The organism is Paraburkholderia sp. UCT2, assembly GCF_014397665.1.
GTDB lineage: Bacteria > Pseudomonadota > Gammaproteobacteria > Burkholderiales > Burkholderiaceae > Paraburkholderia > Paraburkholderia tuberum.
On sequence record NZ_VZQO01000050.1, the window covers coordinates 1 to 22,194 of the forward strand.

Genomic DNA, 22,194 nt, shown 5'->3' on the forward strand with positions numbered 1-22,194 from the left:
TTACTTCGATCAGCTGGGTGTGCCCCGACTCTCCTAACCTCAACTTCCCGAACCGCCCGGTGCGGACCCGCATGCCGGGTGGTGTGGCAGGGGCGCAGCCTCAGGCTGCCCCCTATGCCGATTGAAGCACGGGAATCGGTATCACCGCCGGTCGAACGAATACTTGCCGGGGCCGGTCACGCACAACAGCAGCAACCCGCCGATGATGCCGATGTTCTTGTAGAAATGAATCATATTGTCGTACTGCATCGCGCCCGTCATGTTCCAGTAGTGATGGCCGATGATTGCGGTGGCGAGCGTATACACCGCAAGCAGCAGCGCCAGCGGTCGCGTGAAAAATCCCACTAACAGCGCGATGCCCACCACAAGCTCCATCACCACCGCGATAACAGCCGACAACGCCGGCACGGGCGCGCCGGTCGACGTCATATAAGCGACGGTGCCGGCAAAGCCGGTCAGCTTCGACCAGCCGAACATCACGAACAGCACCATCAGCAGGATTCGAGCGACGAGAACGACGACGTCTTTCTGGTTTTCAAACAGTGTGTAGCGCATGATTTTTCCCGATAGGGTAGAGGGATGAAGCTCGCTGGAAATCGTCGTCCAGCGAGCCGCGTTCAGGTTTGAGTCAATCGCGGCGCAAGCGGAGCGCTTATGCCCACAACGCCGAGGTTTCGATATTACGCAGGTCGAACACGAGCACTTCCGCATCGCGGCCCTGCGTGAACGTCAGCGCTTCTTCACCCCGCACCCGCGCGCCGTCACCCTCGCCAAGCTCGACGCCATTCACCGTAACGCTGCCGCGCGCCACCTGAACATATGCATAGCGGTCCTTCGCGAGTTCGAGCCGTGCGGTTTCCTCGCCGTTGAACAGACCAGCATACACGCGCGCATCCTGTTGCAACTGCAGCGAACCGTTCGCACCGTCCGGCGACAGCACGAGCCGCAGCACACCGCGCTTGTCGGCCGCGCCGAAGTGCTGTTGCTGATAGCGCGGCTTCGTGCCTTGCTGGGCCGGCGCGATCCAGATCTGCAGGAAGTGCACCGGATCGCTCTTCGAATGGTTGTATTCGCTGTGCGCCACACCGGTGCCCGCGCTCATCAACTGGATGTCGCCCGGCACGATCACCGAGCCCGTGCCCATCGTGTCCTTGTGTTCGAGCGCGCCTTCGAGCACGTACGAAAAGATCTCCATGTCGCGATGCGGATGCTTGCCGAAGCCCTGCGCCGGCGCCACACGGTCGTCGTTGATCACGAGCAGGTCGGAGAAGCCGTTCTGCTTCGGATCGTGATAGTTCGCGAACGAAAACGTATGACGCGAGCTGAGCCAGCCGTGTTCCGCGCGGCCACGTTGGTTGGCGTGTCTGATTTCGAGCATGCTCTTTCTCCTTGAGTTTTGTCGTGCGATCCGGGCCAGATGTTTGGCTGCGATCCATGAACGACAGTGTAGGTCAATCCGGATGGCTATAATCATGATAAAACCGGAAACACTGTCGCATTGGAGTGGACAATACGATGCAACTCGATGACATGCGCATCTTCGTCGCGACCGTCGACGCCCACAATTTCACCGCCGCGGCCAACCGGCTGTCACTGTCGAAACAGTTCGTGAGCCGCCGTGTGATGGCGCTCGAGGAAGCACTCGGTGTGCAACTGCTGATCCGCAACACGCGCAAGCTGGCGGTGACCGATCTGGGTCAGGAGTTCTACGAGCGCGCGAAGCGCATCCTCGGCGAGGTCGAGGACGCCGAGCAAGCCATGTCGCTGCGCCGCGCCGGGCCGCGCGGGCTGCTACGCGTGAGTGCGCCGATGTCGTTCGGCATGATGCATCTGTCGCCGCTCGTCGCGGCGTTTCTGCGCGAGCATCGCGACGTGCGCTTCGACATGGAACTGAGCGACCGCGCCGTCGATGTGGTCGGCGAAGGCTTCGACATGGCGATCCGTATCGGCACGCTGGCGGATTCGTCGCTGATCGCGCAAAAGCTGATCGATGTGAAGATGGTCGCGTGCTGCAGCCCCGGTTATCTGCGCCGGCGTGGCAGCCCGGCCGTGCCTGGCGATCTCGCGAACCACGAATGTCTGCTGTACGGCCACGGCGGCGCGGTGAGCTGGGACTTCAGCGTCGAGGGCGTGGTGAAGAGCGTCGAGGTGCGCGGGCCGTTACGCGCCAATAACGGCGATCTGATTCGCGATGCGGCCGTCGCGGGACTTGGAATCGTTCGGCTGCCGGATTTCATCGTCGCCGATGCGCTCGCAAGCGGACAACTCGTGCCCGTGCTCGAAGCGTTCCTGCCGTCGGCGACGGGCGTCTATGCCGTGTATCCGCAGCATCGGCAAAGCTCGGTCACGATCCGGGCATTCGTCGAGTTTCTGCGCAGGCATCTGAGGAAGAAGCTCGCGACCGAACCGCGGACGCCCGTCGGCTAATCCCCTAAACCCTATCAACCGTTGCGGAAGATAAAGCTGTACGCGCTCAACGCCGGCACGCCGCCCAGGTGCGCATAAAGTACCCGCGAGCCGGCCGGAAATTCGCCGTTACACACCTTGTCGATCATGCCGTGCATCGACTTACCTTCGTACACCGGATCGGTCAGCATGCCTTCGAGCCGCGCGCACAGACGGATCGCCTCGAGCGTGCCGTCGTTCGGCAGACCGTATTCCGGGCCGCCGTAGCGCTCGTCGAGGACGACGTCCTTCGCGGTGATGTCGCGGCCAAGTTCGACGCTCTCGGCGGTCCGCTTCGCGATGCGCGTGATCTGCTCGCGTGTCTGCGCCGGTTTTGCCGATGCGTCGATGCCGATCACCCGATCGGCACGGCCGTCGGCGGCGAAACCGACGACCATGCCAGCCTGCGTGCTGCCCGTCACCGAGCACACGACGATGTAGTCGAACTTGAAGCCTAGTTCGGCTTCCTGCTGACGCACCTCTTCGGCAAAGCCGACGAAGCCGAGGCCGCCGAGCGGATGGTCCGAGCAGCCGGCCGGAATCGCGTACGGCTTGCCGCCGGCCGCGCGCACGCTGTCGAGCGCGTCTTCCCAGCTCTTGCGAAAGCCGATGTCGAAGCCGTCCGGCACGAGCCGCACGTCGGCGCCCATCATGCGCGACATCTGGATGTTGCCGACGCGGTCGTACACCGCATCCGAGTAGTTGACCCAGTTCTCCTGCACGAGCACGCACTTCAGGCCCAGATGCGCGGCAACCGCCGCGACCTGGCGCGTCTGGTTCGACTGGATGCCGCCGATCGACACGAGCGTGTCGCAGCCCTGCGCGAGCGCGTCGGGGATCAGATACTCGAGCTTGCGGGTCTTGTTGCCGCCGAACGCGAGGCCGCTATTGCAGTCCTCGCGCTTGGCATACAGCTCGACCTTGCCGCCGAGATGCTCGCTCAGACGCTTGAACGGTTGAATTGGCGTCGGTCCGAAGGTGAGCGGGTAGCGGGGGAATCGTTGCAGGTTCATCGCGGCTCCGTGGTGGGGTGATTTCCATGAGTTCATGTTAGGAAAAACCGTCAGAAATGAGCTTGCGAAAAAAATCGCGTAGACGTATTTTTCGAAAACAAGGAATGTCCGCTTCCTAACAAAACTTCGTACATATGGTCATGAGCGCAACGAAAGTTCGTGCTGGAGCGCCACCTTCGGGCATCGGCGCGATTCACCACCCGCTCGATCGCATCGATCGCGCGATCCTGCGGCAGTTGCAAACCGACGCGTCGATTTCGAACGTGGCGCTCGCCGCGAAAGTGAAGCTGAGCGCGCCGGCGTGTTTGCGGCGCGTCGAACGCTTGAAGGAATCGGGGCTGATTCGCGGCGTGGTCGCGCTGCTCGATCCAAAGGCGGCCGGCGCGGGCATGCTCGTGATCATCGGCGTGGTACTGGATCGCTCGACGCCCGAGTCGTTCGCCGAGTTCGAGAAGGCCGCGCAGAAAGTGGCCGGCTGCATGGAGTGCCACGTGGTGACCGGCGAGTTCGACTATTTCATGGTGATCCGCACGCGCGACAGCGACAGCTTCAATCGACTGCACGCCGAGCAGTTGCTGTATCTGCCGGGCGTACGGCAGATCCGCTCATTCATGGTGCTGAAGGAAATCCTGTCGACCACGAAATTTCCGCTGTGAGCCGCGCGGCCGCGCCGCCGGCCGGCGAAAGCGCGCATGCTGTCATAAACGCCGCGCCCGCGCGACCAAGCTTCGGCGCACCCGCATGCGGCCGTGGCAGCACCGTGCCAACGCGGGCGGGCGCCGGCACTTTTCCGGAGCGACCATCATGACTCGCAACAGACCGCAATTCCTTACATCGTTCGGCGGCACCTCGAAACGCACACGCGCGGCCGTGTTGTCGTTGCTGCTAGGCGCGGCCGCGCTCGCGTTGCCGCTCGCGCAGCGCGTCGCGTTCGCGGCGGAGAGTGCCGTCGTGATCGCGCCGCCCGCGCTCGACGAACCGATCCCGGCCAGCACCGCGCACGAGGAAACCGCGGTGTTCGCGGGTGGCTGCTTCTGGGGCGTCCAAGGGGTGTTCCAGCATGTGCGCGGTGTCACGCGGGCGGTGTCCGGCTACTCGGGCGGCTCACGCGACACCGCGCAGTACGAGACCGTCAGCGGCGGCGAGACGGGGCACGCCGAATCGGTGCAGGTCACGTTCGATCCTGGCAAGGTCACCTACGGCCAGTTGCTGCAGGTGTATTTCTCGGTGGTTCAGGACCCGACCGAGCTGAATCGTCAGGGGCCCGACAGCGGCACGCAATACCGCTCCGCGATCTTTCCGCTGAACGACGCGCAACGGCACGTCGCGCAAAGCTACATTGCGCAGCTCGACAAGTCGCACGTGTTCCCCGCGCCGATCGTCACGAAGACGGAGCCGTACAAGGGCTTCTATCCGGCCGAGTCGTATCACCAGAACTATCTGACCTTGCATCCCGATTCGGCCTACATCGTGTTCAATGACATGCCGAAAATCGCCAACCTGAAACGCCTGTTCCCCAACCTGTACCGCGACAAGCCGGTACTCGTCGAAGCAGGGCGATAACCCCTCTGAACGGCGGCGCCAGCGGCGCCGCCGCAGCGCCGGACCGTCTTCGGGTTACGCCTTGGGTCGCGCTCGTCATCAATCTTCCACAGAGTTGGCGCGTATCTTGCGCAGCAATGTTCCGTTGGCCATTGTCCGCGTCACCGCGGCGCGCAAGAACTATGCGCAGTGGCCATACTAGCGCGTGGGTCATGCGGGCTCGCCGCGCCTCGTGCGCATCGCGCTGCCCGCTTCATCGATTGGAAAAATTACACGCCGTAAGTAACAGCGCGGCGGTCGTCCGCGTTTTTGGGTCCGTGCTGGACCCCGGGCGAAAACCTAACCTCATCGCGACGAGCGAAATTGGAGGCTTCCGGTGGTCAACAGCCGTAGAAAGAAGCGGGGCGCCATGCCTCGCCATAAACAAACCGGCATCGCGGCGAGCTCGCTCGTCGCCGCGACCTTGGGCGCGATGGCCTGCGTGCCGGGTGTGGTCTTCGCGCAGACGCCGTCGCCGCTCGGCGAATGGCAATATTCAGTGGGCATTCCGCTGCAGAAGATGTGGCAGCCGAACATTCCCGATTGGCAACTGCGTTTCGGCGTGGCCACATCGTTCCAGCCGCGCTTCGAAGGATCGGACCGCTATCACCTGGTGACCGGCCCGAGCATCGACGTGCGCTACAAGGATCTGTTCTTTCTGTCGAGCGGCGAAGGTTTCGGCGTGAATTTCGCGCAGGGCGAGAACTGGCGCATGAGTCTCGCCGCGGTCTACGACCTCGGGCGACGCGGCCAGGACGATCCGCAGGAACTCAACGGGCTCGGCAACATCAACCCGGCGCCCGGTCTGAAGCTTTCGGGCGAGTACGTCGTGTCGAAGGATTTTCCGCTCGTCCTGCGCGCCGATATCCGCCGCTATTTCGGCGGATCGAACGGCTGGATCGGCGATCTCGGCGCCTATATGCCGATGCCCGGCAGCACCAGGCAGTTCTTCTGGTTCGCCGGCCCGAACGTGGTGCTCGCGGACTCCAGTTACATGAACAGCTGGTTCGGCGTCAATCAGGAGCAGGCCGCACACTCGCAGTATCCGCAGTATCACGCGAGCGCGGGCTTCAAGTCGGTGGGTTTCGGCATCAGCGCGATCTGGCTGTTCAGCAAGCACTGGTTTGCGACCGCCGACGGCGCGTTCGAGCAGCTCGTCGGCAGCGCGGGCAATAGTCCGATCACGCGCAGCCGCGCGACCGGCGTCGCCGACGTGTCGATCAACTACCGGTTCTGACGCACCGCCGGCGCGCAGCCATTGCGCCGTGACTTGGTGGGTATAGCCCTTGCTGACTCTGTGATCGCGCGCCGCGACGCCTCCGTCGCCGCGCGCTCGAACACAAGGAGTCGATCCCCATGGCAGGTAAAGCGAATACCCAGAAGGCCGCGGCCCAGGCAAACGGGGCAGCGCAGCCGAACGACGCGAAATCGAACGATCTCGAACGCAATCGCGTGAAGCCGCAAGGCGAGGCCCTGAGGACCAATCAGGGCGTCAAGATCGCCGACAACCAGAACACGTTGCGTGCGGGACCGCGCGGTCCATCGCTGCTCGAAGATTTCATCATGCGTGAAAAGATCACGCACTTCGACCACGAGCGCATTCCCGAACGGATCGTGCATGCGCGTGGCTCGGCCGCGCATGGTGTCTTCAAGGTCTACGAATCGATGCGCGAGTACACCAAGGCCGCGTTTTTGCAGGACCCGGCCGCAGAAACGCCGGTCTATGTGCGTTTCTCGACCGTGCAAGGTCCGCGCGGCTCTGCCGACACCGTGCGCGACGTGCGCGGTTTCGCGACGAAGTTCTACACGCAGGAAGGCAATTTCGATCTGGTCGGCAACAACATGCCGGTGTTCTTCATCCAGGACGCGATCAAGTTTCCTGACTTCGTGCACGCGGTGAAACCGGAAGCACCGAACGAAATGCCGACCGGCGGGTCCGCGCACGACGCGTTCTGGGACTTCGTCTCGCTCGTGCCCGAATCGGCGCACATGGTGTTGTGGACGATGTCGGACCGCGCGATTCCGCGCAGCTTTCGGACGATGGAAGGCTTCGGCGTTCACACGTTCCGCTTCGTCAATGCGCAGGGCAAAGCTCGTTTCGTCAAGTTCCACTGGCGTCCCGTGCTCGGCTCGTATTCGCTGCTGTGGGACGAAGCGCAGAAGCTCGCGGGCAAGGACCCGGACTTTCACCGCCGCGACCTATGGGAAGCGATCGAGCACGGCGATTGTCCGGAGTACGAACTGGGGGTGCAGATCGTCGAGGAAGCCGACGAGCACAAGTTCGATTTCGACCTGCTCGATCCGACCAAGCTGATTCCGGAAGAGCTGGTGCCGGTGAAAATCATCGGCAAGATGACGCTCAATCGCAATCCGGACAACTTCTTCGCCGAGACCGAACAGGCCGCGTTCCATCCGGGGCATATCGTGCCGGGCATCGATTTCACCAACGATCCGTTGCTGCAGGGGCGTTTGTTCTCGTACACGGACACTCAGATCAGCCGCCTCGGCGGCCCGAACTTTCACGAGATTCCGATCAACCGGCCGGTCTGTCCGTCCGTCAACAATCAGCGCGATGCGATGCATCGGCAGGCGATCCATGTCGGCCAGGCGTCGTACGAGCCGAACTCGCTGAACGACGGCTGGCCGAAGGAAACCGATCCGGCCGCTGAAGATGGCGGCTTCGACAGCTATCAGGAACGCGTCGAGAGCACGAAGATTCGCGTGCGCAGCGACTCGTTCGCCGATCATTTCTCGCAGGCCGCGTTGTTCTACAACAGCATGTCGCAGCCGGAAAAAGACCATATCGCGGCGGCCTATCAGTTCGAGCTCGGCAAGGTGACGAAGCTCGAGATTCGCGCGCGTCAGGTCAACGAGATTCTCGCGAACTTCGACGCCGATCTCGCCGCGAAGGTCGCCGAAGGACTCGGCTTGCCGGCGCCGAAACAGGGCACGGCGAAACTCGTCGGGCCGAAGACGTCGCCGGCGTTGAGTCTGCTCAATCGCGTGAAGCCCGGCATCAAGACCCGCAAGATCGCGCTGCTCGCCGCACCCGGCTCCGATGGCGCGGCGATCAAACAGTTGCAGCAGGCGCTCAAGGGCGAAGGCGCGACGCCGATGCTGATCGCGCCGACGCTCGCCGAGATCGATGGCCTCGCGCCCGACGCGACGATCGCCGGGCTGCCATCGGTGATGTTCGACGCGGTGATCGTCGTCGGCGGCGAGAAAGGGGCGAAGGCACTGTCGCAATCGGGCGATGCGCGGCACTTCGTGCTCGAAGCGTTCAAGCATCTGAAGGCGATCGCGGCGCTCGGCGCGGGGCGCGACCTGCTCGCGGCCGCGCAGTTGCCCGCGCAGCCGGACGGCGTCGCGACCGGCGAGGACTCGCAGTCCGCCGATGTGTTGAAGGCGTTCATCAAGGCCGCCGGACAGCATCGCGTGTGGTCGCGCGCGGCGCAGGCGGAATCGGTGCCGGCCTGAGCGGGCCGAGCCGGTTGCGCTGATGCGCTGCTGAAACGCGGCGCGTCGATACGCGTCGATGCAGGAATCTGGCCGGTGTTAGCCGGCCAGGTTGTTTTTGCATTCCGCGTCGCGCGCGTGCGGGTCGTCCTTGTATGATGACAGCGGTCGCATCGCGGCACTCGACACCGTGCGCAGACCCGAAAAATATTCTGCATCGACTCGATTCGCCATGCCACTTACAGAAAAAATGACCGCATCGCAGGCCGTCGATCAACTCCGTTTCCGCCGCATCCTTCGCCGCAATATCGCGCTGCCTTTGGGCGTCGGCCTCGTCACGATGGCGCTGTTCGTCGGCTTGATCGCGTATCTCGTGTCGACGATGAACTGGGCCGAGCACTCCGAGCGCGTGATCGGCGACGCCAACGAAATGCTGCGGCTCGCGGTGGCTCGCGAATCGTCGATGCGCGGCTTTCTGATCACCGGTAACGAGAGTTTCCTCGCACCGTATGAAAACGGCGGCCCGAAATTCAAGGCACAGCTCGAAGCGTTGAAAAAGCAGGTCGCCGACAACCCGCCGCAAATCGAGCGGCTCAAGCAGATCGAGGCCTTGCAGGAGCGTTGGAGCCGCTTCGCCGAACAGATCATCGACGCGCGCCGCCGCAACCAGGACTATGAGAGCGCGATCGCAGCGGGGCGCGGCAAGCTCGAATTCGACGAAACGCGCCGCGAATTCGGCGATTTTCTCGATGTCGAATTGCGCTTGCGCCAGCAGCGCGTCGAAGCGACGCGCAACGTGACGGCGACGCTGGTCGGCGTGTTTCTGCTGTTCAGCCTCGTCGTCAGCGGCCTGCTCGCGTGGCGAGGCCGTCGCGAACTGCTGGACCTGTCCGAGATCTATGACGACGTGCTGCGCCGTCAGGCCGAACAGACCGCGCTGCTCGAGCAGCAGGTCTGGTTGCGCTCGGGCCAGCGGCTGCTCGCGGACAAGGTCGCCGGCCAGACGAGCGCGCCGCTCGTCGGCCGCGCGATGCTCGAGTTTCTCGCTCAATATCTCGATGCGGTCGTCGCCGCGCTGTACGTGCGCGACAGGCAGAGCGGCACGCTGCGCCGCATCACCGCGTACGGCTATAGCCGTGACAGCGAGCAGACGGCCGCTCTGAGTTTCGAGGAGGGTGAAACGCTGGTCGGCCAGGCCGCGCGCTCGCGCCGCACGCTGGTGCTGCGCGACGTGCCGGCCGATTACGTGCGGGTCGTGTCGGCGACGGGCAGCGGCGCGCCGCGCAATCTGCTGATCCTGCCGATCGACAACGACGGCCAGGTCAACGGCGTCGTCGAAATGGGCTTCCTGCGCGAGGTGACGCCGCGCGACGAAGAGTTCATGGAGCTGATCCGCCACAGCATGGGCAATTTTCTCGAGGCGGCGCTGTACCGCGAACGCCTGCAGGATGCGCTCGCCGAGACGCAGCAGCTGAACGAGGAGTTGCAGGTCCAGCAGGAGGAGTTGCGGGTCTCCAACGAAGGGCTCGAGGAACGCGGCCGCGCGCTGCTGGAATCGCAACGGCGCCTCGAAGCGCAGCAGGCCGAGCTCGAACAGACCAACGTGCGGCTCGAGGAATACGCGCTGCGGCTGGAGCGGCAAAAATCGGATCTGCTGCGCGTGCAGAACGATCTGGCGGCCAATGCGGAGCGCCTCGAACAGTCGAGCCGCTACAAGTCCGAGTTCCTCGCGAACATGTCGCACGAATTGCGCACGCCGCTGAACAGCTCGCTGATTCTCGCGAACCTGCTGCAACAGAATCGCAGCGGCAATCTGACCGACGAGCAGGTGCGCTACGCGGAGACGATCCACGCGTCGAACAGCGATCTGCTCGTGCTGATCAACGACATTCTCGACCTGTCGAAGGTCGAGGCGGGTCAATTGACGGTCGAGCCCGAAACGGTGTCGATCGAGGCGACGCTGCAATCGCTCGAAGAAATGGTTCGGCCGATCGCGGCGACCAAGCACTTGCGTCTCGCCTTCGACACGTTGCCGGGCACGCCCGATACGTTCGTCACCGATGGCCAGCGGCTCACGCAGATCCTGCGCAACCTGCTGTCGAACGCGGTGAAGTTCACCGAGCGCGGCGTGGTCACGCTCGAGGTCGCCAGGGTCGAGGACAACGTGCTGCGCTTCGACGTGCGCGATTCGGGCATCGGTATTCCGGCCGACAAGCTCGACATGATCTTCGAGGCGTTCCAGCAGGCCGATGGCTCGACGAGCCGTCAATATGGGGGCAGCGGCCTCGGGCTGTCGATTTCGCGCGAGTTCTCGCGGCTGCTGGGCGGGCGCATCACGGTGGCGAGCGAAGTCGGCAAGGGCAGCGTGTTTTCGCTGTGGCTGCCGCTCGATGCGCGCGAGGCGCGCGTGAGCGCGGACAGCGCGATGACGAGCGTCGCCACGCTGAACGCGCTGAACGAGGGCATGGGCGCGCAGGCGACGGCGCAAGCGCCGTTGCTGCGCACGCCGCTCGACACCGCACCCGCTGCGGTGATCTCGCCAGCGAATCGTCTAGCAAGCCGGGCGCCGCCCACCGCGTCGCGCGAAGCCTTGCTGCCCGACGCCGCCGAGCCCGCCGCCGCGTCGATAGCTGACGATCGCGACAATCGCACCCGCGCAGGCCGTCTGATCGTCGCGGTCGAAGACGATCCGCCGTTCGCCGCGATTCTGCGCGATCTCGTGCACGAACTCGACTTCGACTTCGTGCACGCGAGCGATGCCGCGAGCGGCCTCGCGCTGGTGCGCGACATGCGGCCGGCCGCGGTGCTGCTCGACGTCGGTCTGCCGGACCGCTCGGGCCTCACGGTGCTCGAATGGCTGAAGAACGATCCGCTGACTCGCCACATTCCGATCCATATCGTGTCGGCCACCGATCACGCCGACAAGGCGCTGCACCTCGGCGCGATCGGCTACACGCTGAAGCCGACCGCGCGCTCGACGATGGAGGCCGCGATCCGCCGCCTCGAAGCGCGGCTGCAACAACGCCTGAAGCGCGTGCTGGTGATCGAGGACGACGCGCCGATGCGCGAAAGCATCCGCGCGCTGCTGCAAAGCGAGAACACCGAGATCGTCGCGGTCGCGACGCTCGCCGAGGCGTTCGAGCAACTGTCGGCGCTGACGTTCGACTGCGTCGTCACCGATCTCGCGCTGCCGGACGGCACCGGCTACGATCTGCTCGAACGCCTCGCCGCGAACAGCGCGCATGCATCGCTGCCGGTGATCGTCTACACGGGCCGCATGCTGTCCGACGAAGAGGAGCGCCGGCTGCGCCGCTACTCGAAGTCGATCATCATCAAGGGCGCGAAATCGCCGGAGCGTCTGCTCGATGAAGTCACGCTGTTTCTGCATAGCGTCGAGTCGTCGCTCGCGCCGGAGCAGCAGCGCATGCTGCGCACGGTGCGGCAACGCGACAATGCGTTCGAGGGCCGTACGATCCTGCTTGCCGAAGACGACGTGCGCAACATCTTCGCGCTGTCGCACGTGCTGGAGCCGCTCGGCGCGAAACTGCTGATCGCGCGCAACGGCCGCGAGGCGCTCGACGAACTGGAGAACGGGCCGGAAGTGCATCTGGTGCTGATGGACATCATGATGCCCGAGATGGACGGCCTGACCGCGATGGGCGAGATTCGCCGCAATCCGTGCTTCGCGCATCTGCCGATCATCGCGCTGACCGCGAAGGCGATGGCGAACGATCGCACGCGCTGCCTCGAAGCAGGTGCCGACGACTACGTGTCGAAACCGATCGACGTCGACAAGCTCGTCGCGCTGTGCCGCGTGTGGCTGCGGCAGCGCTGACGGCGCGAGCGTTAGCACGGAAGCGAGAAACGCGATGAAACCGTCCGCATCTGAGGCACCGCACCGCATCAGCGATTTCGACATCGAGCTGCGGCTGCTGCTCGAGGCGATCTATCTGAAGTATCAGCACGACTTTCGCCACTACGCGATGTCGTCGCTGCGCCGCCGCCTCGCGCAGGCGCTCGATGAATTCAACGTGGAGACGCTGTCGCAATTGCAGGACCGCATCATGCGCGACGGCAACGAGTTTTCGCGGCTGTTCCGCTACCTGACCGTGCAGGTCAGCGACATGTTTCGCGATCCGTCGTATTTCCTCGCGCTGCGCGAGCACGTGCTGCCGCATTTGCGCACCTACCCGTCGATCAAGGTGTGGGTCGCCGGATGTAGCACCGGCGAGGAGTTGTGGTCGCTGAAGATCCTGTTCGACGAGGAGGGTCTCACCGAGCGCACGCTGTTCTACGCGACCGACATCAACCCCGACGCGCTCGCGCGCGCGGAGGCGGGCATCTACGCGCTCGAACGCATCCAGGGCTTCACGCAAAACTATCTGGCGGCGGGCGGCACGCGTTCGCTGTCGGACTACTATCATGCAGCGTATGGCGGCGCGCGCTTTTCCGGCTCGCTCAAAGAGCGCGTGGTGTTCGCCGATCACAGCCTGTCCACCGACGAAGTGTTCCTCGAAGCGCATCTGGTGTCGTGCCGCAACGTGCTGATCTATTTCGATCGCGGCTTGCAGGATCGCGCGTTGGGGCTGTTCGAGAACGCACTGGTGCGGCGCGGCTTTCTCGGCCTGGGCAGCAAGGAAACCCTGCGGTTTTCACATCACTACCCGGCGTTCGACGAGTTTCGCGCGGCCGAACGCATCTATCAGAAGCGTTAGCGAGGTCGCGATGCCACGCTCGACCAGTGAACCCCCGCCCACCCAGGCCGCCGACGCCGGCACCGCCGCGCGGACACACGCGCGGCGCGGCTATCAACTGGTCGTGATCGGCGGGTCGGCAGGCGGCATCGAGGTGCTCAAGGTGCTGCTCGCCGCGCTGCCCGCGCGCTTCGCGGCAGCCGTGATGATCGTCGCGCATCTGCCGCCCGATTTGCCGAGCTATCTGGTGCCGGCGATCGCGCATCGCTGCGCGCTGCCGGTGCTCGAACCCGATGCGGGGGAGCTGATCCTGCCGGGCCGGGTGTACGTCGCGCCGCCCGGTTATCACATGCTCGTCGAAGTGGACCGCACGGTCGCGCTGTCGACCGCTGCGGCGGTGCGCTTCTCGCGGCCGTCGATCGACGTGCTGTTCGAATCGGCCGCCGCGGTGTACGGCGAGCGGCTGCTTGCGATCCTGCTGTCCGGCGCCAACGACGACGGCGCGCAGGGGCTCGAATGCGTGCGCGCGCTCGGCGGCGCCGCGTGGGTGCAGGACCCCGGCAGCGCCGGTGCACCGGAGATGCCGCGCGCGGCGATCGAGCGCGGCGCGGCCGACGCGATCTACAATCCCGAAACCTTGGCGAAGCGCCTTGCCGCGCTGCCGACTTCCCTCTGAACCGGTGCCATGACGAACTCACCTGTGAACATCCTGATCGTCGACGACATCGTCCACAACATCACCGCGCTGGAAGCCTTGCTCGCGCGGCCCGACGTCGCGGTGCTGGTCGCCGACTGCGGCACCGCCGCGCTCGATCTGCTGCTCAAGCACGAAGTCGCGCTGGCGATTCTCGACGTCAATATGCCCGGCATGAACGGCTTCGAGCTGGCCGCGCTGATGCGCGGCAGCCCGCGCACGTCGCACGTGCCGATCATCTTCCTGAGTGCGACCGCGCAGGACGCGTCGCGCACGTTCCGTGGCTATGAGGCGGGCGCGGTCGACTTCCTGTACAAGCCGTTCGATCCGCGCATCCTGCAGTCGAAGGCCGACGTGTTCGTGCAGTTGGAGCAGCAGAAGCGCGAACTCGCCGCGCAACTGGTGACGACACGCCAGATGCTCGAAGCGAACGAGATGCTGATGGCGGTGCTCAGCCACGATCTGCGCACGCCGCTCGGCGCGGTGCTGGCGTCGGCGGAATACCTGATGCGCACGGCCGCCGACGAGCAGGCCGCAACCGTGGCCGCGCGCGTGAAGAACAGCTCCCTGCGCATGGCGCGGATGGTCGATCAGCTGCTGAACCTCGCGCGCCTGCAAGGCGGACGTCTGCCGTTGCAGCCGCGCTCGATCGAACTCGCGACGCTGTGCCGCTCGGTCATCGACGAATTCGCATCGCAGAAGAGCGGCAAGCAGATCGTGTTCACCTGCACCGGCAACACGGCCGGCGCGTGGGATACCGATCTCGTGTGGCAGGCGGTGTCGAATCTCGTCAGCAACGCGCTGCATCATGGCGCGCCGGAGGGCGATATCGGCGTGGAGGTCGATGGCGACGCCGAGGATTGCGTGCGCCTGAAGGTGTCCAATCGCGGCACGATTCCGGCGGAGGTGTTTCCGCATCTGTTCAAGGCGTTCGTGTCGAACGGCAACGGCGCGCGCTCGCGCGAAGGGCTCGGGCTCGGTCTGCATATCGTGCAGGAGATCGCGCGCATGCATGGCGGCGGCGTCAGCGTCGTATCCACGGACGAATCCGGCACGACCTTTACGATCGAATTGCCGAGGACGGTGGCGTTGCAGCGGGGGTCGTTTACCCGGCGATAAAGCATCGCCAGGCCGGCGATCACGCCGGTGGGCCACCGCGTGCCCGCTGTGCTACGCTTGCCGCAACCCAATTCACGCAGCGCAAGCACGAATCCCCATCATGCGTTCCTGGCGCCTCGCATCACCGCAGCGCAGCGGTCAGATCAGCACCGCGCGCGCCACCGACCTCGTCATGGCGATCTCCCATCCGGATGCCGACGCGCTCGCCGCGAGCATTCTGCTGACGGTTGGCGAAACGTTGTCGCTGCCCGTCTCGCAGTGCACGATCTTCGCGTATGAGTTCGACGCGCGGCCCCGTACGGTGTCGGCGGCCGACCATCGGGGCGGGCATTTTCTGCGCGACGTCGCCGAACGCTACGCCGCGCATTTCTATGCGCTCGACGGCAATCGCGCGATCATCGGTCAATCGAACCACAGCCGGCGCACCGCTTTGCGCGATGCGCTGGTGCTGCATCAGCAGCGCGGCGACGAAATCGAAAACGAAGCGTACCGCGCGGCCTGCTACGCGCAGCCGAACGTATCGGACCGGCTGTCGTTGCTCGTGCAGCCGGCGGATAGCGTGTGGCTGTCGATCAACCTGTATCGCGACCGCGCGTACGGCGTGTTCGCGCCGGGCGAACTGGAGCGGATCGAAAGCGTCGCGCCGCTGTTCGCGCATGCGGCGAAGGGCCAATACGCGCTGAACGGGCAACATCAGCAGGGCACCGGTGCGGCGATGCTCGCGCGCGTGCGGCGCGCATGTCCGACGCTGACGCCGCGCGAGCTCGACGTGTTGCGTGGCACGCTCGATGGCGCGAGCGCGGCCGAGATCGCCGGGCAGATGGGCGTGAAGCCGGCGAGCGTCGTCACGTACCAGAAGCGCGCGTACGCGCGGCTCGGGATTTCAAATCAGCGGCAACTGTTCGCGCTGTGTATGCAGCCCTAGCTGCACATCTGTCGAAACTCGCGCCGAAGCGCGCGTCGCATCGCGCTTCGAGTCCGCTTCAACTCCGCTTACCCCGCGCCTCGGCCTGCGTCTCCCGATCCCAACGCTTCAACCACGGCATCACGAAATCCGCGAAGCCGTCGGCCGATGGCGACAGCGCACGCTCGGTCGACCGATACACGCACACCTCGCGAATCGTTTCAGGATCGACGATGCGCTTCATCATGAGCCCGAAGGTCCGCGCGAGCGGTGCGACATAGGCTGGCGCGAGCGTGACCGCCAGCCCTTGCGCGGCGAGGCCGAACGCGGTGGTCACGTTGTCGACGACATCGACGGGAATGATGCGCGCCTCGACGCGGGTAAGAGGCATACGATCGATTCTAAAAAAAAACTTACGAATCGTGAAAAATCGATTGATTGTGCGCGGCGCGTCGACGACCGACACTCGTGCGGGTCGACTTGGCCCGGCAAACCCGCTTAGACTCAAGGTTTGCCCTGTCGTCCCGCGGCGCGCGGACGACCGCTACAACAGGCCTGCAGAGGCCGTCTTCAAGGACCCGTCATGTTCGACCATATTCCCGCCTATCCGGGCGACCCCATTCTGAGCCTGAACGAAGACTTTCAGCTGGACCCCCGGCCGAACAAGGTCAACCTCAGCATCGGCATCTATTTCGACGACGCCGGCAAGCTGCCGGTGATCGACGCGGTGCGCCGCGCCGAAACCGCGCTGCTCGACGCGATCGGCCCGCGCTCGTATCTGCCGATGGCCGGTCTGCCGCTCTATCGCGACACCGCGCAGGCGCTCGTGTTCGGCGCCCACAGCGCGGCGCGCGCCGAAGGCCGGATCGCGACGCTGCAAACGCTCGGCGGCTCGGGCGCGCTGAAGGTCGGCGCCGATTTCCTGAAGCGCTATTTCCCCGGCTCGCAAATGTGGATCAGCGATCCGAGCTGGGAAAACCATCGCGTGGTGTTCGAAGGCGCGGGCCTCACGGTCAACACCTATCCGTACTACGACGCGCAAACGGGCGGCCTGCGCTTTGCCGAAATGTTCGCCGCGATCGACGCGCTGCCGGAAAAGAGCATCGTGCTGCTGCACGCGTGCTGCCATAACCCGACGGGCGTCGATCTGAGCCCGTCGCAATGGGCGGAACTGGTGCCGGTTTTGCAGCGCCGCAAGCTGATCGCATTCGTCGACATGGCCTACCAGGGTTTCGGCGCGGGCCTCGAAGAAGACGCCGCGCCGGTGCGCCTGCTCGCCGACGCGAACGTGCCGCTGATCGTCGCGAACTCGTTCTCGAAGAATTTCTCGCTTTACGGCGAGCGCGTCGGCGCGTTGAGCGTGGTCTGCAAGAGCGCCGACGAAGCGGCGCGCGTGGCGGGCCAGCTGATGTCGGCGGTGCGCGCGAACTACAGCAATCCGCCGACGCACGGCGCGCGCCTCGTCGCCAACGTGCTCGCCGATGCGACGCTGCGCGCGTCGTGGGAAGCCGAGCTCGGCGCGATGCGCGAGCGCATTCTGGCGATGCGCAACGTGATTCACGCCGGGCTCGACGGACGCGTCGATGAAGTGATGCGCGCGCGCTATGTCGCGCAGCGCGGCATGTTCACGTATACGGGCCTGTCCGAAAGCCAGGTCGAGCGTCTGCGCAACGAATACGCGGTGTACGTGCTGCGCTCGGGCCGCATGTGCGTCGCCGGGCTGAACGCGCGCAACGCGGACTATGTCGCTTCGTCGATCGCGGCGGTGGTGTCGGGCGCCTGAAGCGGTTCGGCGCTCGGGCCGCTGTTGCGGCACGCGTGAATATGATGGGCGGCGCGCACGGGCGCGCCGTCACAACGACAATCTTGGAGACACCGGCGATGGCCACGACCCTCGAAGCGCAACCGGCGAGCCCGCCCAGATCGGCCGCGATGCACCCGGACGAATGGCAGGCGCGCGTGCAACTTGCCGCGTGCTACCGGATTTTCGATCTGCTCGGTTGGACCGAGATGATCTACAACCACATCACGCTGCGCGTGCCCGAAAGCGTCAGCGGCCCGGAGCGCCAGTTCCTGATCAATCCGTTCGGGCTGCACTACAGCGAAGTGACCGCGAGCAATCTGGTGAAGATCGACGCGCAGGGGCGTGTGCTCGACGGCTCGCCGTATCCGGTGAATCCGGCTGGCTTCGTGGTGCATGCGGCGATTCACGAGGGCTTGCCCGACGCGCACTGTGTGATGCATACGCATACGACGGCGGGCGTCGCGGTCGCCTGTCTCGAAGAGGGCCTGCAGCAGACCAACTTCTATAGCGCGCAGTTGCACGACCGGATCGCGTATCACGACTTTGAAGGCATCACGATTCATGCGGAAGAGGGGCCGCGGCTGCTCGCGCATATCGGCGACAGACAGGCGGTGATCCTGCGCAACCACGGTCTGCTATCGTGGGGCCGGACGTTGCCGCAGACCTTCGCGATTCTGTGGACGCTGAATCGCGCGTGCGAGGTCCAGCTGGCGACGTTCTCGATGGGCCGCGCTCGGCCGGTGCCGGAGGAGGTCGCGATTCGCTGCTCGCGCGACGCGCTGCAGTTCGATCCGCGCCACGGCGCCGGACAGGACGTGTTCGATGCGCTGGTGCGGCGGGTCGACCGGATCGATGCGAGTTTCCGGCAATGATTGAAGCCACGCGTAAACGAGCGCGACAATCAACGCTGCAATAATCACAGCAACAGGCAAGGATTCAGGCGATGAAAGTAGCGATCTACGGCGCCGGCTCGATCGGCGGCTGGATGGGAGTGAAGCTCGCGCAGGCGGGCCATCGGGTCAGCGTGGTCGCGCGCGGCGCGACGCTCGACGCGGTGCGCCAGCATGGTCTGCGGCTGATCGAAGGCGGCGTGATCTACGCCGAGCAGGTGAAGGCGAGCGACAAGCCGGCCGATCTCGGCGTGCAGGAACTCGTCGTGATAGCGGTGAAGGGCCCGGCGATGGCGACCGTGGCCGCGCATATCAAACCGCTGCTCGGCCCCGAGACGATCGTGCTGACGGCGATGAACGGCGTGCCGTGGTGGTTCTGCGACGGCCTGGGCGGCGAACTCGCCGGCCAGCGCCTGAAGACGGTCGATCCCGACGGCGCGATCACCGCCGCGATCCCGGCCGCGCAGACGGTCGGCTGCGTCGTGCATGCCAGTTGCCTGATCGACGCGCCCGGCGTGATCCGGCATCACCAGGGCAACGGACTGATCGTCGGCGAGGCGTCGGGCAAGCCGAGCGAGCGTGTCGAGCTGCTCGCCGCGCTGTTGCAGGCGGCGGGCTTCCATGCAACGGCTTCGGCGCAGATCCAGCGCGACGTGTGGTTCAAGCTGTGGGGCAACATGACGATGAACCCGGTCAGCGCGATCACCGGCGCAACGACCGACCGGATCCTCGGCGACGAACTCGTGCGCGGTTTCGTCACGCACATCATGCTGGAGGCGAAGGAAATCGGCGCGCGCTTCGGCATCCCGATCGACCAGGTGCCCGACGACCGTCACGCGGTCACGCTGAAACTCGGCGCGATGAAGACATCGATGTTGCAGGACGTGCAGGCCGGCAAGGCGGTCGAACTCGATGCGCTGGTCGGCGCGGTGCGCGAACTCGGGCAACTGACGCGCGTGCCGACGCCCTATACGGATGCGTTGCTCGGACTCGCGCGGCTGCATGCGAGTACGTTGGGCTTGTATCCGAGGCAGTGAGGTTGTCGTTAAGCCCTCGGTTCGAAGAACGAAGAAACGCCGCGCGTTGACGCCAATGACAAATCTCCCTCTTGCATACGCGACGTTTCACGTCATGGGCGATGCAGTCGAGCCCACTTTCTGGACAGAGTATTTTGGCTTGTCGCCCGACACGGCCATAGCGAAAGGAGAGCCCTTTGTGACGCCATCAGGACGTCTTGGCGGTCCCGGACGTGTCGGCTTGTGGGGCGTGAGCAGCAAGCGGCACGTACACAGCGACGACCTCAGCCCGCATCTTCGCTATCTCACCCAAAGACTAAATCTTACTCGCGGCGATCTTCCGAAAGTCGTCGCCGAAAAAGGCGTGAGACTTCGCTTTTTCTGCTACTGGCGCAATCAAAGCGGAGATCGCGCGCCGGATATTCCACAGGATATCCGCGCGATGATGGAAGCCCTCGGCGGGACCATCGAGATTGACGAGTACCGCGATTGACGACGCAGACGCGAATCAGAATGATCCGCTCGTTACCGCCTCCAGGGAGGCGGTTTCTTTTACCCGCGCCAGGCCGTGGCGGCAACCGGCAGCTTCGCCGCTTCGATCAACGACAACGCGCGCCGCGAGTCGTCGAGTTCGGTCAGGCACAAGAGCGCGAGGCGCGCGAGATACAGCGACGCCTGCGCCTCGCCTTCGTGGGTCAGCGTGTTGCACAGCGTCGTATAGACGAGGTCGAGATCGGAATCGGTCATGATGTCGAAGGTCCTTGCGCGTTAGTTCTGCTGTGTCAGCGTGGCATCGAGCGCGCGCAGAACGGCCGCCGCGCTGCCGTTGCGCCAGCGCGCGAGCACGTGGCCGTCGGGGCGGATCAGATAGACGGTGCCGGGCCGTGCGCCGAGCATGTCGTGCAGGCGGCCGGTTGGGTCGATCGCTCGAGGGCTGTTTGCCGATTGCGCTTCGGCCGTGACGATATCGATCACGTTGAACGGAATGCCCCGGCTGGCTAGCGTGCTTTGCAGTTGCCGCCACGCGTCACCATCGTTCGCGTGGTCTGCGTCGAAGCGCAGCGCCGTGAAGCACGGTCCGAGCAGATCGGTTAGATGAATGCCGAGCCGTGCGCCATCTTGCGATTGTTTGAGCAGCCTGCCCTCGGGCAGCACGGTACCCGGCGTGGGGCCGCGATCGAACGCATCGACCCCGTCGCCTGCGAAGTTCAGCGGCGATTGCCGATACGCGATTGCATGCGTCTGGCGCGGATTGATCAGCGGCCGCACCGCCGCATGCCGCTCGGCGAGCCCGAGCACGGCCGTGCGCAGCAAGTCGAACGCGAAGGTCGGCGGCGCCATGAACTCGGTACTTTTCATGCCGTAGCTCAAGTTCTCGCGCGCCGCGTACACACGTTCGTCGCTATAGCTATCGAGCAGCGCTGGCGACGCGCTCCCGTTGATCACGCAGCCGAGCTTCCAGCCGAGATTGTCGGCGTCGTCGATGCCGGAGTTCGCGCCGCGCACGCCGAAGATCGGCACCAGATGCGCGGCGTCGCCCGCGAATAGCACGCTGCCATGCCGATAGCGTTCGAGCGTCAGCGCATTGGCCTTGTAGATCGTGATCCAGATCGGCGACCACGCGCCGGCTTCGCCCATCGAGTCGAGCAAGTTTTGCACGCGCGGTATCACGTTCCCGGGCAGCACGGCGGCGTCGGGGTCTTCGTCGTCGCGTAACTGATAGTCGATGCGCCACACGTTGTCAGGCTGCTTGTGCACGAGCACCGTCGAGCCCGGATTCGACGGCGGATCGAAGTACGCGAGCCGTTCGGTCGCGCGCGTGCTGTCGAGTTCGATATCGACGATCACGTAGCGGCCTTCGTAGGTCGTGCCTGTGAGCTTCAGCCCGAGCAGGTCGCGGATCGTGCTGCGTCCGCCGTCGCAGGCGACGACCCACGCAGCGTCCATCAGCCAGCTTTTGCCTTGCGGATCGGCAGGATCGGCGCTGCGCAAGGTCAAGGTCGCGCCGCCCTGCGGCCGTTGCTCGAGGCCCGTCACACGCGTTTGCCAGCGCACGTCGATCAGATCGGCGTGCCGTTCGATCTCGTCGAGCAGCAACTGCTCGATCTGATACTGCGCGATATTGATCATCGGCGGCAGCGACTGCTCGTCGTCCTGATGCATCGCGAAGCGGAACACCTCGGTGTCGCGATAGAAACTGCGCCCGCCGGTCCACGCCAGCCCCTTTTGCAGAAAACCGTCGACGACGCCGAGCCGCTTGAAGATTTCGAGGCTGCGTCGCGAGATGCAGATCGCGCGGCTGCCGGTGCACACGCTGTCGTCCGCCTCGATCAGCACCGAGCGCACGCCCTGGCGCGCGAGCGCAAGCGCGAGCGTCATGCCGACCGGACCGCCGCCGACGATCGCGACGGCGCGCGCTTGTGGATCGCGTCCGTCGATGAGCGGCGGCACCACGGCCGGATAGCGGCGCGGGGCGAACGGATAGGGCTTGAACGGGCGGGTCATGCGTGTCTCCAGTTTGCTTGCGTTATCGGTGCAGTATGCGTCGGCGTTCGCGCGCGGCTGTCCTCATTTTGGG

At 64.9% G+C, this 22,194-nt stretch carries 19 protein-coding genes and 1 pseudogene; 14 read left to right on the forward strand and 6 right to left on the reverse strand.

Annotated elements, in window-relative coordinates; genetic code table 11:
* Positions 1–141: 141 nt before the first annotated feature.
* Together F6X39_RS29830 and F6X39_RS29835 are read right to left on the reverse strand one after the other, a co-directional pair.
* On the reverse strand, positions 142–555 hold the full coding sequence (locus F6X39_RS29830; RefSeq protein ID WP_187619215.1) for a DoxX family protein: 414 nt from the start codon (positions 553–555) through the stop codon (positions 142–144).
* Between the two features lie 97 nt (positions 556–652).
* Entirely contained in the window at positions 653–1,378 is a 726-nt protein-coding gene (locus F6X39_RS29835) for a pirin family protein (protein ID WP_187619216.1), read from the reverse strand.
* A gap of 137 nt (positions 1,379–1,515) precedes the next feature.
* On the opposite strand from F6X39_RS29835, the gene F6X39_RS29840 reads away from it, so the two are divergent.
* Positions 1,516–2,427, forward strand: coding sequence for a LysR family transcriptional regulator (locus F6X39_RS29840; protein ID WP_184060001.1), 912 nt, complete (start codon positions 1,516–1,518; stop codon positions 2,425–2,427).
* 14 nt (positions 2,428–2,441) lie between these two features.
* Here F6X39_RS29840 and F6X39_RS29845 read toward each other — a convergent pair whose 3' ends face one another.
* Positions 2,442–3,458, reverse strand: coding sequence for a 1-aminocyclopropane-1-carboxylate deaminase (locus tag F6X39_RS29845; RefSeq protein ID WP_187619217.1), 1,017 nt, complete (start codon positions 3,456–3,458; stop codon positions 2,442–2,444).
* A 140-nt stretch (positions 3,459–3,598) separates the two neighbouring features.
* Between F6X39_RS29845 and F6X39_RS29850 the strand changes: the two genes are divergently transcribed.
* The 9 genes from F6X39_RS29850 to F6X39_RS29890 all read left to right on the forward strand — a co-directional run bounded on the left by F6X39_RS29850 (position 3,599) and on the right by F6X39_RS29890 (position 15,927).
* A complete protein-coding gene (locus tag F6X39_RS29850) occupies positions 3,599–4,114 on the forward strand; it encodes an Lrp/AsnC family transcriptional regulator (protein ID WP_026226668.1) in 516 nt (171 codons plus the stop codon).
* A gap of 148 nt (positions 4,115–4,262) precedes the next feature.
* Complete coding sequence (gene msrA / locus F6X39_RS29855; RefSeq protein WP_187619218.1) at positions 4,263–5,021, forward strand: peptide-methionine (S)-S-oxide reductase MsrA; 759 nt, start codon at positions 4,263–4,265, stop codon at positions 5,019–5,021.
* Between the two features lie 355 nt (positions 5,022–5,376).
* Entirely contained in the window at positions 5,377–6,276 is a 900-nt protein-coding gene (locus tag F6X39_RS29860) for a MipA/OmpV family protein (RefSeq protein WP_187619219.1), read from the forward strand.
* 119 nt (positions 6,277–6,395) lie between these two features.
* The gene (gene katE, locus F6X39_RS29865) at positions 6,396–8,516 is read left to right on the forward strand and encodes a catalase HPII (RefSeq protein ID WP_187619220.1); all 2,121 of its coding nucleotides are present in this window, start codon (positions 6,396–6,398) and stop codon (positions 8,514–8,516) included.
* A gap of 229 nt (positions 8,517–8,745) precedes the next feature.
* The gene (locus F6X39_RS29870; protein ID WP_187619259.1) at positions 8,746–12,330 is read left to right on the forward strand and encodes a response regulator; all 3,585 of its coding nucleotides are present in this window, start codon (positions 8,746–8,748) and stop codon (positions 12,328–12,330) included.
* A gap of 34 nt (positions 12,331–12,364) precedes the next feature.
* Entirely contained in the window at positions 12,365–13,210 is an 846-nt protein-coding gene (locus tag F6X39_RS29875; RefSeq protein WP_187619221.1) for a CheR family methyltransferase, read from the forward strand.
* Between the two features lie 10 nt (positions 13,211–13,220).
* Positions 13,221–13,865, forward strand: a complete 645-nt coding sequence (locus F6X39_RS29880) for a chemotaxis protein CheB (protein WP_187619222.1) — start codon at positions 13,221–13,223, stop codon at positions 13,863–13,865.
* 9 nt (positions 13,866–13,874) lie between these two features.
* Entirely contained in the window at positions 13,875–15,002 is a 1,128-nt protein-coding gene (locus F6X39_RS29885) for a hybrid sensor histidine kinase/response regulator (RefSeq protein ID WP_187619223.1), read from the forward strand.
* 100 nt (positions 15,003–15,102) lie between these two features.
* Positions 15,103–15,927: a helix-turn-helix transcriptional regulator gene (locus tag F6X39_RS29890; protein WP_184035467.1), complete on the forward strand. Its 825-nt coding sequence runs from the start codon at positions 15,103–15,105 to the stop codon at positions 15,925–15,927.
* Positions 15,928–15,985: 58 nt separating this feature from the next.
* Here F6X39_RS29890 and F6X39_RS29895 read toward each other — a convergent pair.
* Positions 15,986–16,282 (reverse strand): annotated as a pseudogene (locus F6X39_RS29895) (LysR substrate-binding domain-containing protein); the annotation flags it as partial.
* Positions 16,283–16,489: 207 nt separating this feature from the next.
* Here F6X39_RS29895 and F6X39_RS29900 point away from each other — a divergent pair.
* The 4 genes from F6X39_RS29900 to F6X39_RS29915 all read left to right on the forward strand — a co-directional run bounded on the left by F6X39_RS29900 (position 16,490) and on the right by F6X39_RS29915 (position 20,109).
* The gene (locus F6X39_RS29900; RefSeq protein WP_187619224.1) at positions 16,490–17,689 is read left to right on the forward strand and encodes an aromatic amino acid transaminase; all 1,200 of its coding nucleotides are present in this window, start codon (positions 16,490–16,492) and stop codon (positions 17,687–17,689) included.
* A gap of 98 nt (positions 17,690–17,787) precedes the next feature.
* The gene (locus F6X39_RS29905) at positions 17,788–18,582 is read left to right on the forward strand and encodes a class II aldolase/adducin family protein (RefSeq protein ID WP_187619225.1); all 795 of its coding nucleotides are present in this window, start codon (positions 17,788–17,790) and stop codon (positions 18,580–18,582) included.
* A gap of 71 nt (positions 18,583–18,653) precedes the next feature.
* Positions 18,654–19,637 carry a 2-dehydropantoate 2-reductase gene (locus tag F6X39_RS29910; RefSeq protein ID WP_187619226.1) on the forward strand — a complete coding sequence of 328 codons (984 nt, stop codon included), beginning with the start codon at positions 18,654–18,656 and terminating at the stop codon, positions 19,635–19,637.
* A gap of 94 nt (positions 19,638–19,731) precedes the next feature.
* The gene (locus F6X39_RS29915; protein WP_262414856.1) at positions 19,732–20,109 is read left to right on the forward strand and encodes a DUF4279 domain-containing protein; all 378 of its coding nucleotides are present in this window, start codon (positions 19,732–19,734) and stop codon (positions 20,107–20,109) included.
* Between the two features lie 59 nt (positions 20,110–20,168).
* Here F6X39_RS29915 and F6X39_RS29920 read toward each other — a convergent pair whose 3' ends face one another.
* Entirely contained in the window at positions 20,169–20,363 is a 195-nt protein-coding gene (locus F6X39_RS29920; protein ID WP_184060028.1) for a hypothetical protein, read from the reverse strand.
* A gap of 21 nt (positions 20,364–20,384) precedes the next feature.
* A complete protein-coding gene (locus tag F6X39_RS29925) occupies positions 20,385–22,121 on the reverse strand; it encodes an FAD-dependent oxidoreductase (protein WP_187619228.1) in 1,737 nt (578 codons plus the stop codon).
* Positions 22,122–22,194: the final 73 nt, after the last annotated feature.

Excerpts from the sequence above, each read along its gene's own strand:
- msrA (WP_187619218.1), top strand. The coding sequence starts at position 4,263 with ATGACTCGCAACAGACCGCAATTCCTTACATCGTTCGGCGGCACCTCG.
- F6X39_RS29915 (WP_262414856.1), top strand. The coding sequence starts at position 19,732 with ATGGGCGATGCAGTCGAGCCCACTTTCTGGACAGAGTATTTTGGCTTG.
- F6X39_RS29845 (WP_187619217.1), bottom strand. The coding sequence starts at position 3,458 with ATGAACCTGCAACGATTCCCCCGCTACCCGCTCACCTTCGGACCGACG.
- F6X39_RS29850 (WP_026226668.1), top strand. The coding sequence starts at position 3,599 with ATGAGCGCAACGAAAGTTCGTGCTGGAGCGCCACCTTCGGGCATCGGC.
- F6X39_RS29900 (WP_187619224.1), top strand. The coding sequence starts at position 16,490 with ATGTTCGACCATATTCCCGCCTATCCGGGCGACCCCATTCTGAGCCTG.
- F6X39_RS29885 (WP_187619223.1), top strand. The coding sequence starts at position 13,875 with ATGACGAACTCACCTGTGAACATCCTGATCGTCGACGACATCGTCCAC.
- F6X39_RS29905 (WP_187619225.1), top strand. The coding sequence starts at position 17,788 with ATGGCCACGACCCTCGAAGCGCAACCGGCGAGCCCGCCCAGATCGGCC.
- F6X39_RS29910 (WP_187619226.1), top strand. The coding sequence starts at position 18,654 with ATGAAAGTAGCGATCTACGGCGCCGGCTCGATCGGCGGCTGGATGGGA.
- F6X39_RS29920 (WP_184060028.1), bottom strand. The coding sequence starts at position 20,363 with ATGACCGATTCCGATCTCGACCTCGTCTATACGACGCTGTGCAACACG.
- F6X39_RS29870 (WP_187619259.1), top strand. The coding sequence starts at position 8,746 with ATGACCGCATCGCAGGCCGTCGATCAACTCCGTTTCCGCCGCATCCTT.
- F6X39_RS29835 (WP_187619216.1), bottom strand. The coding sequence starts at position 1,378 with ATGCTCGAAATCAGACACGCCAACCAACGTGGCCGCGCGGAACACGGC.
- F6X39_RS29840 (WP_184060001.1), top strand. The coding sequence starts at position 1,516 with ATGCAACTCGATGACATGCGCATCTTCGTCGCGACCGTCGACGCCCAC.
- F6X39_RS29875 (WP_187619221.1), top strand. The coding sequence starts at position 12,365 with ATGAAACCGTCCGCATCTGAGGCACCGCACCGCATCAGCGATTTCGAC.
- F6X39_RS29830 (WP_187619215.1), bottom strand. The coding sequence starts at position 555 with ATGCGCTACACACTGTTTGAAAACCAGAAAGACGTCGTCGTTCTCGTC.
- F6X39_RS29925 (WP_187619228.1), bottom strand. The coding sequence starts at position 22,121 with ATGACCCGCCCGTTCAAGCCCTATCCGTTCGCCCCGCGCCGCTATCCG.
- F6X39_RS29880 (WP_187619222.1), top strand. The coding sequence starts at position 13,221 with ATGCCACGCTCGACCAGTGAACCCCCGCCCACCCAGGCCGCCGACGCC.
- F6X39_RS29890 (WP_184035467.1), top strand. The coding sequence starts at position 15,103 with ATGCGTTCCTGGCGCCTCGCATCACCGCAGCGCAGCGGTCAGATCAGC.
- katE (WP_187619220.1), top strand. The coding sequence starts at position 6,396 with ATGGCAGGTAAAGCGAATACCCAGAAGGCCGCGGCCCAGGCAAACGGG.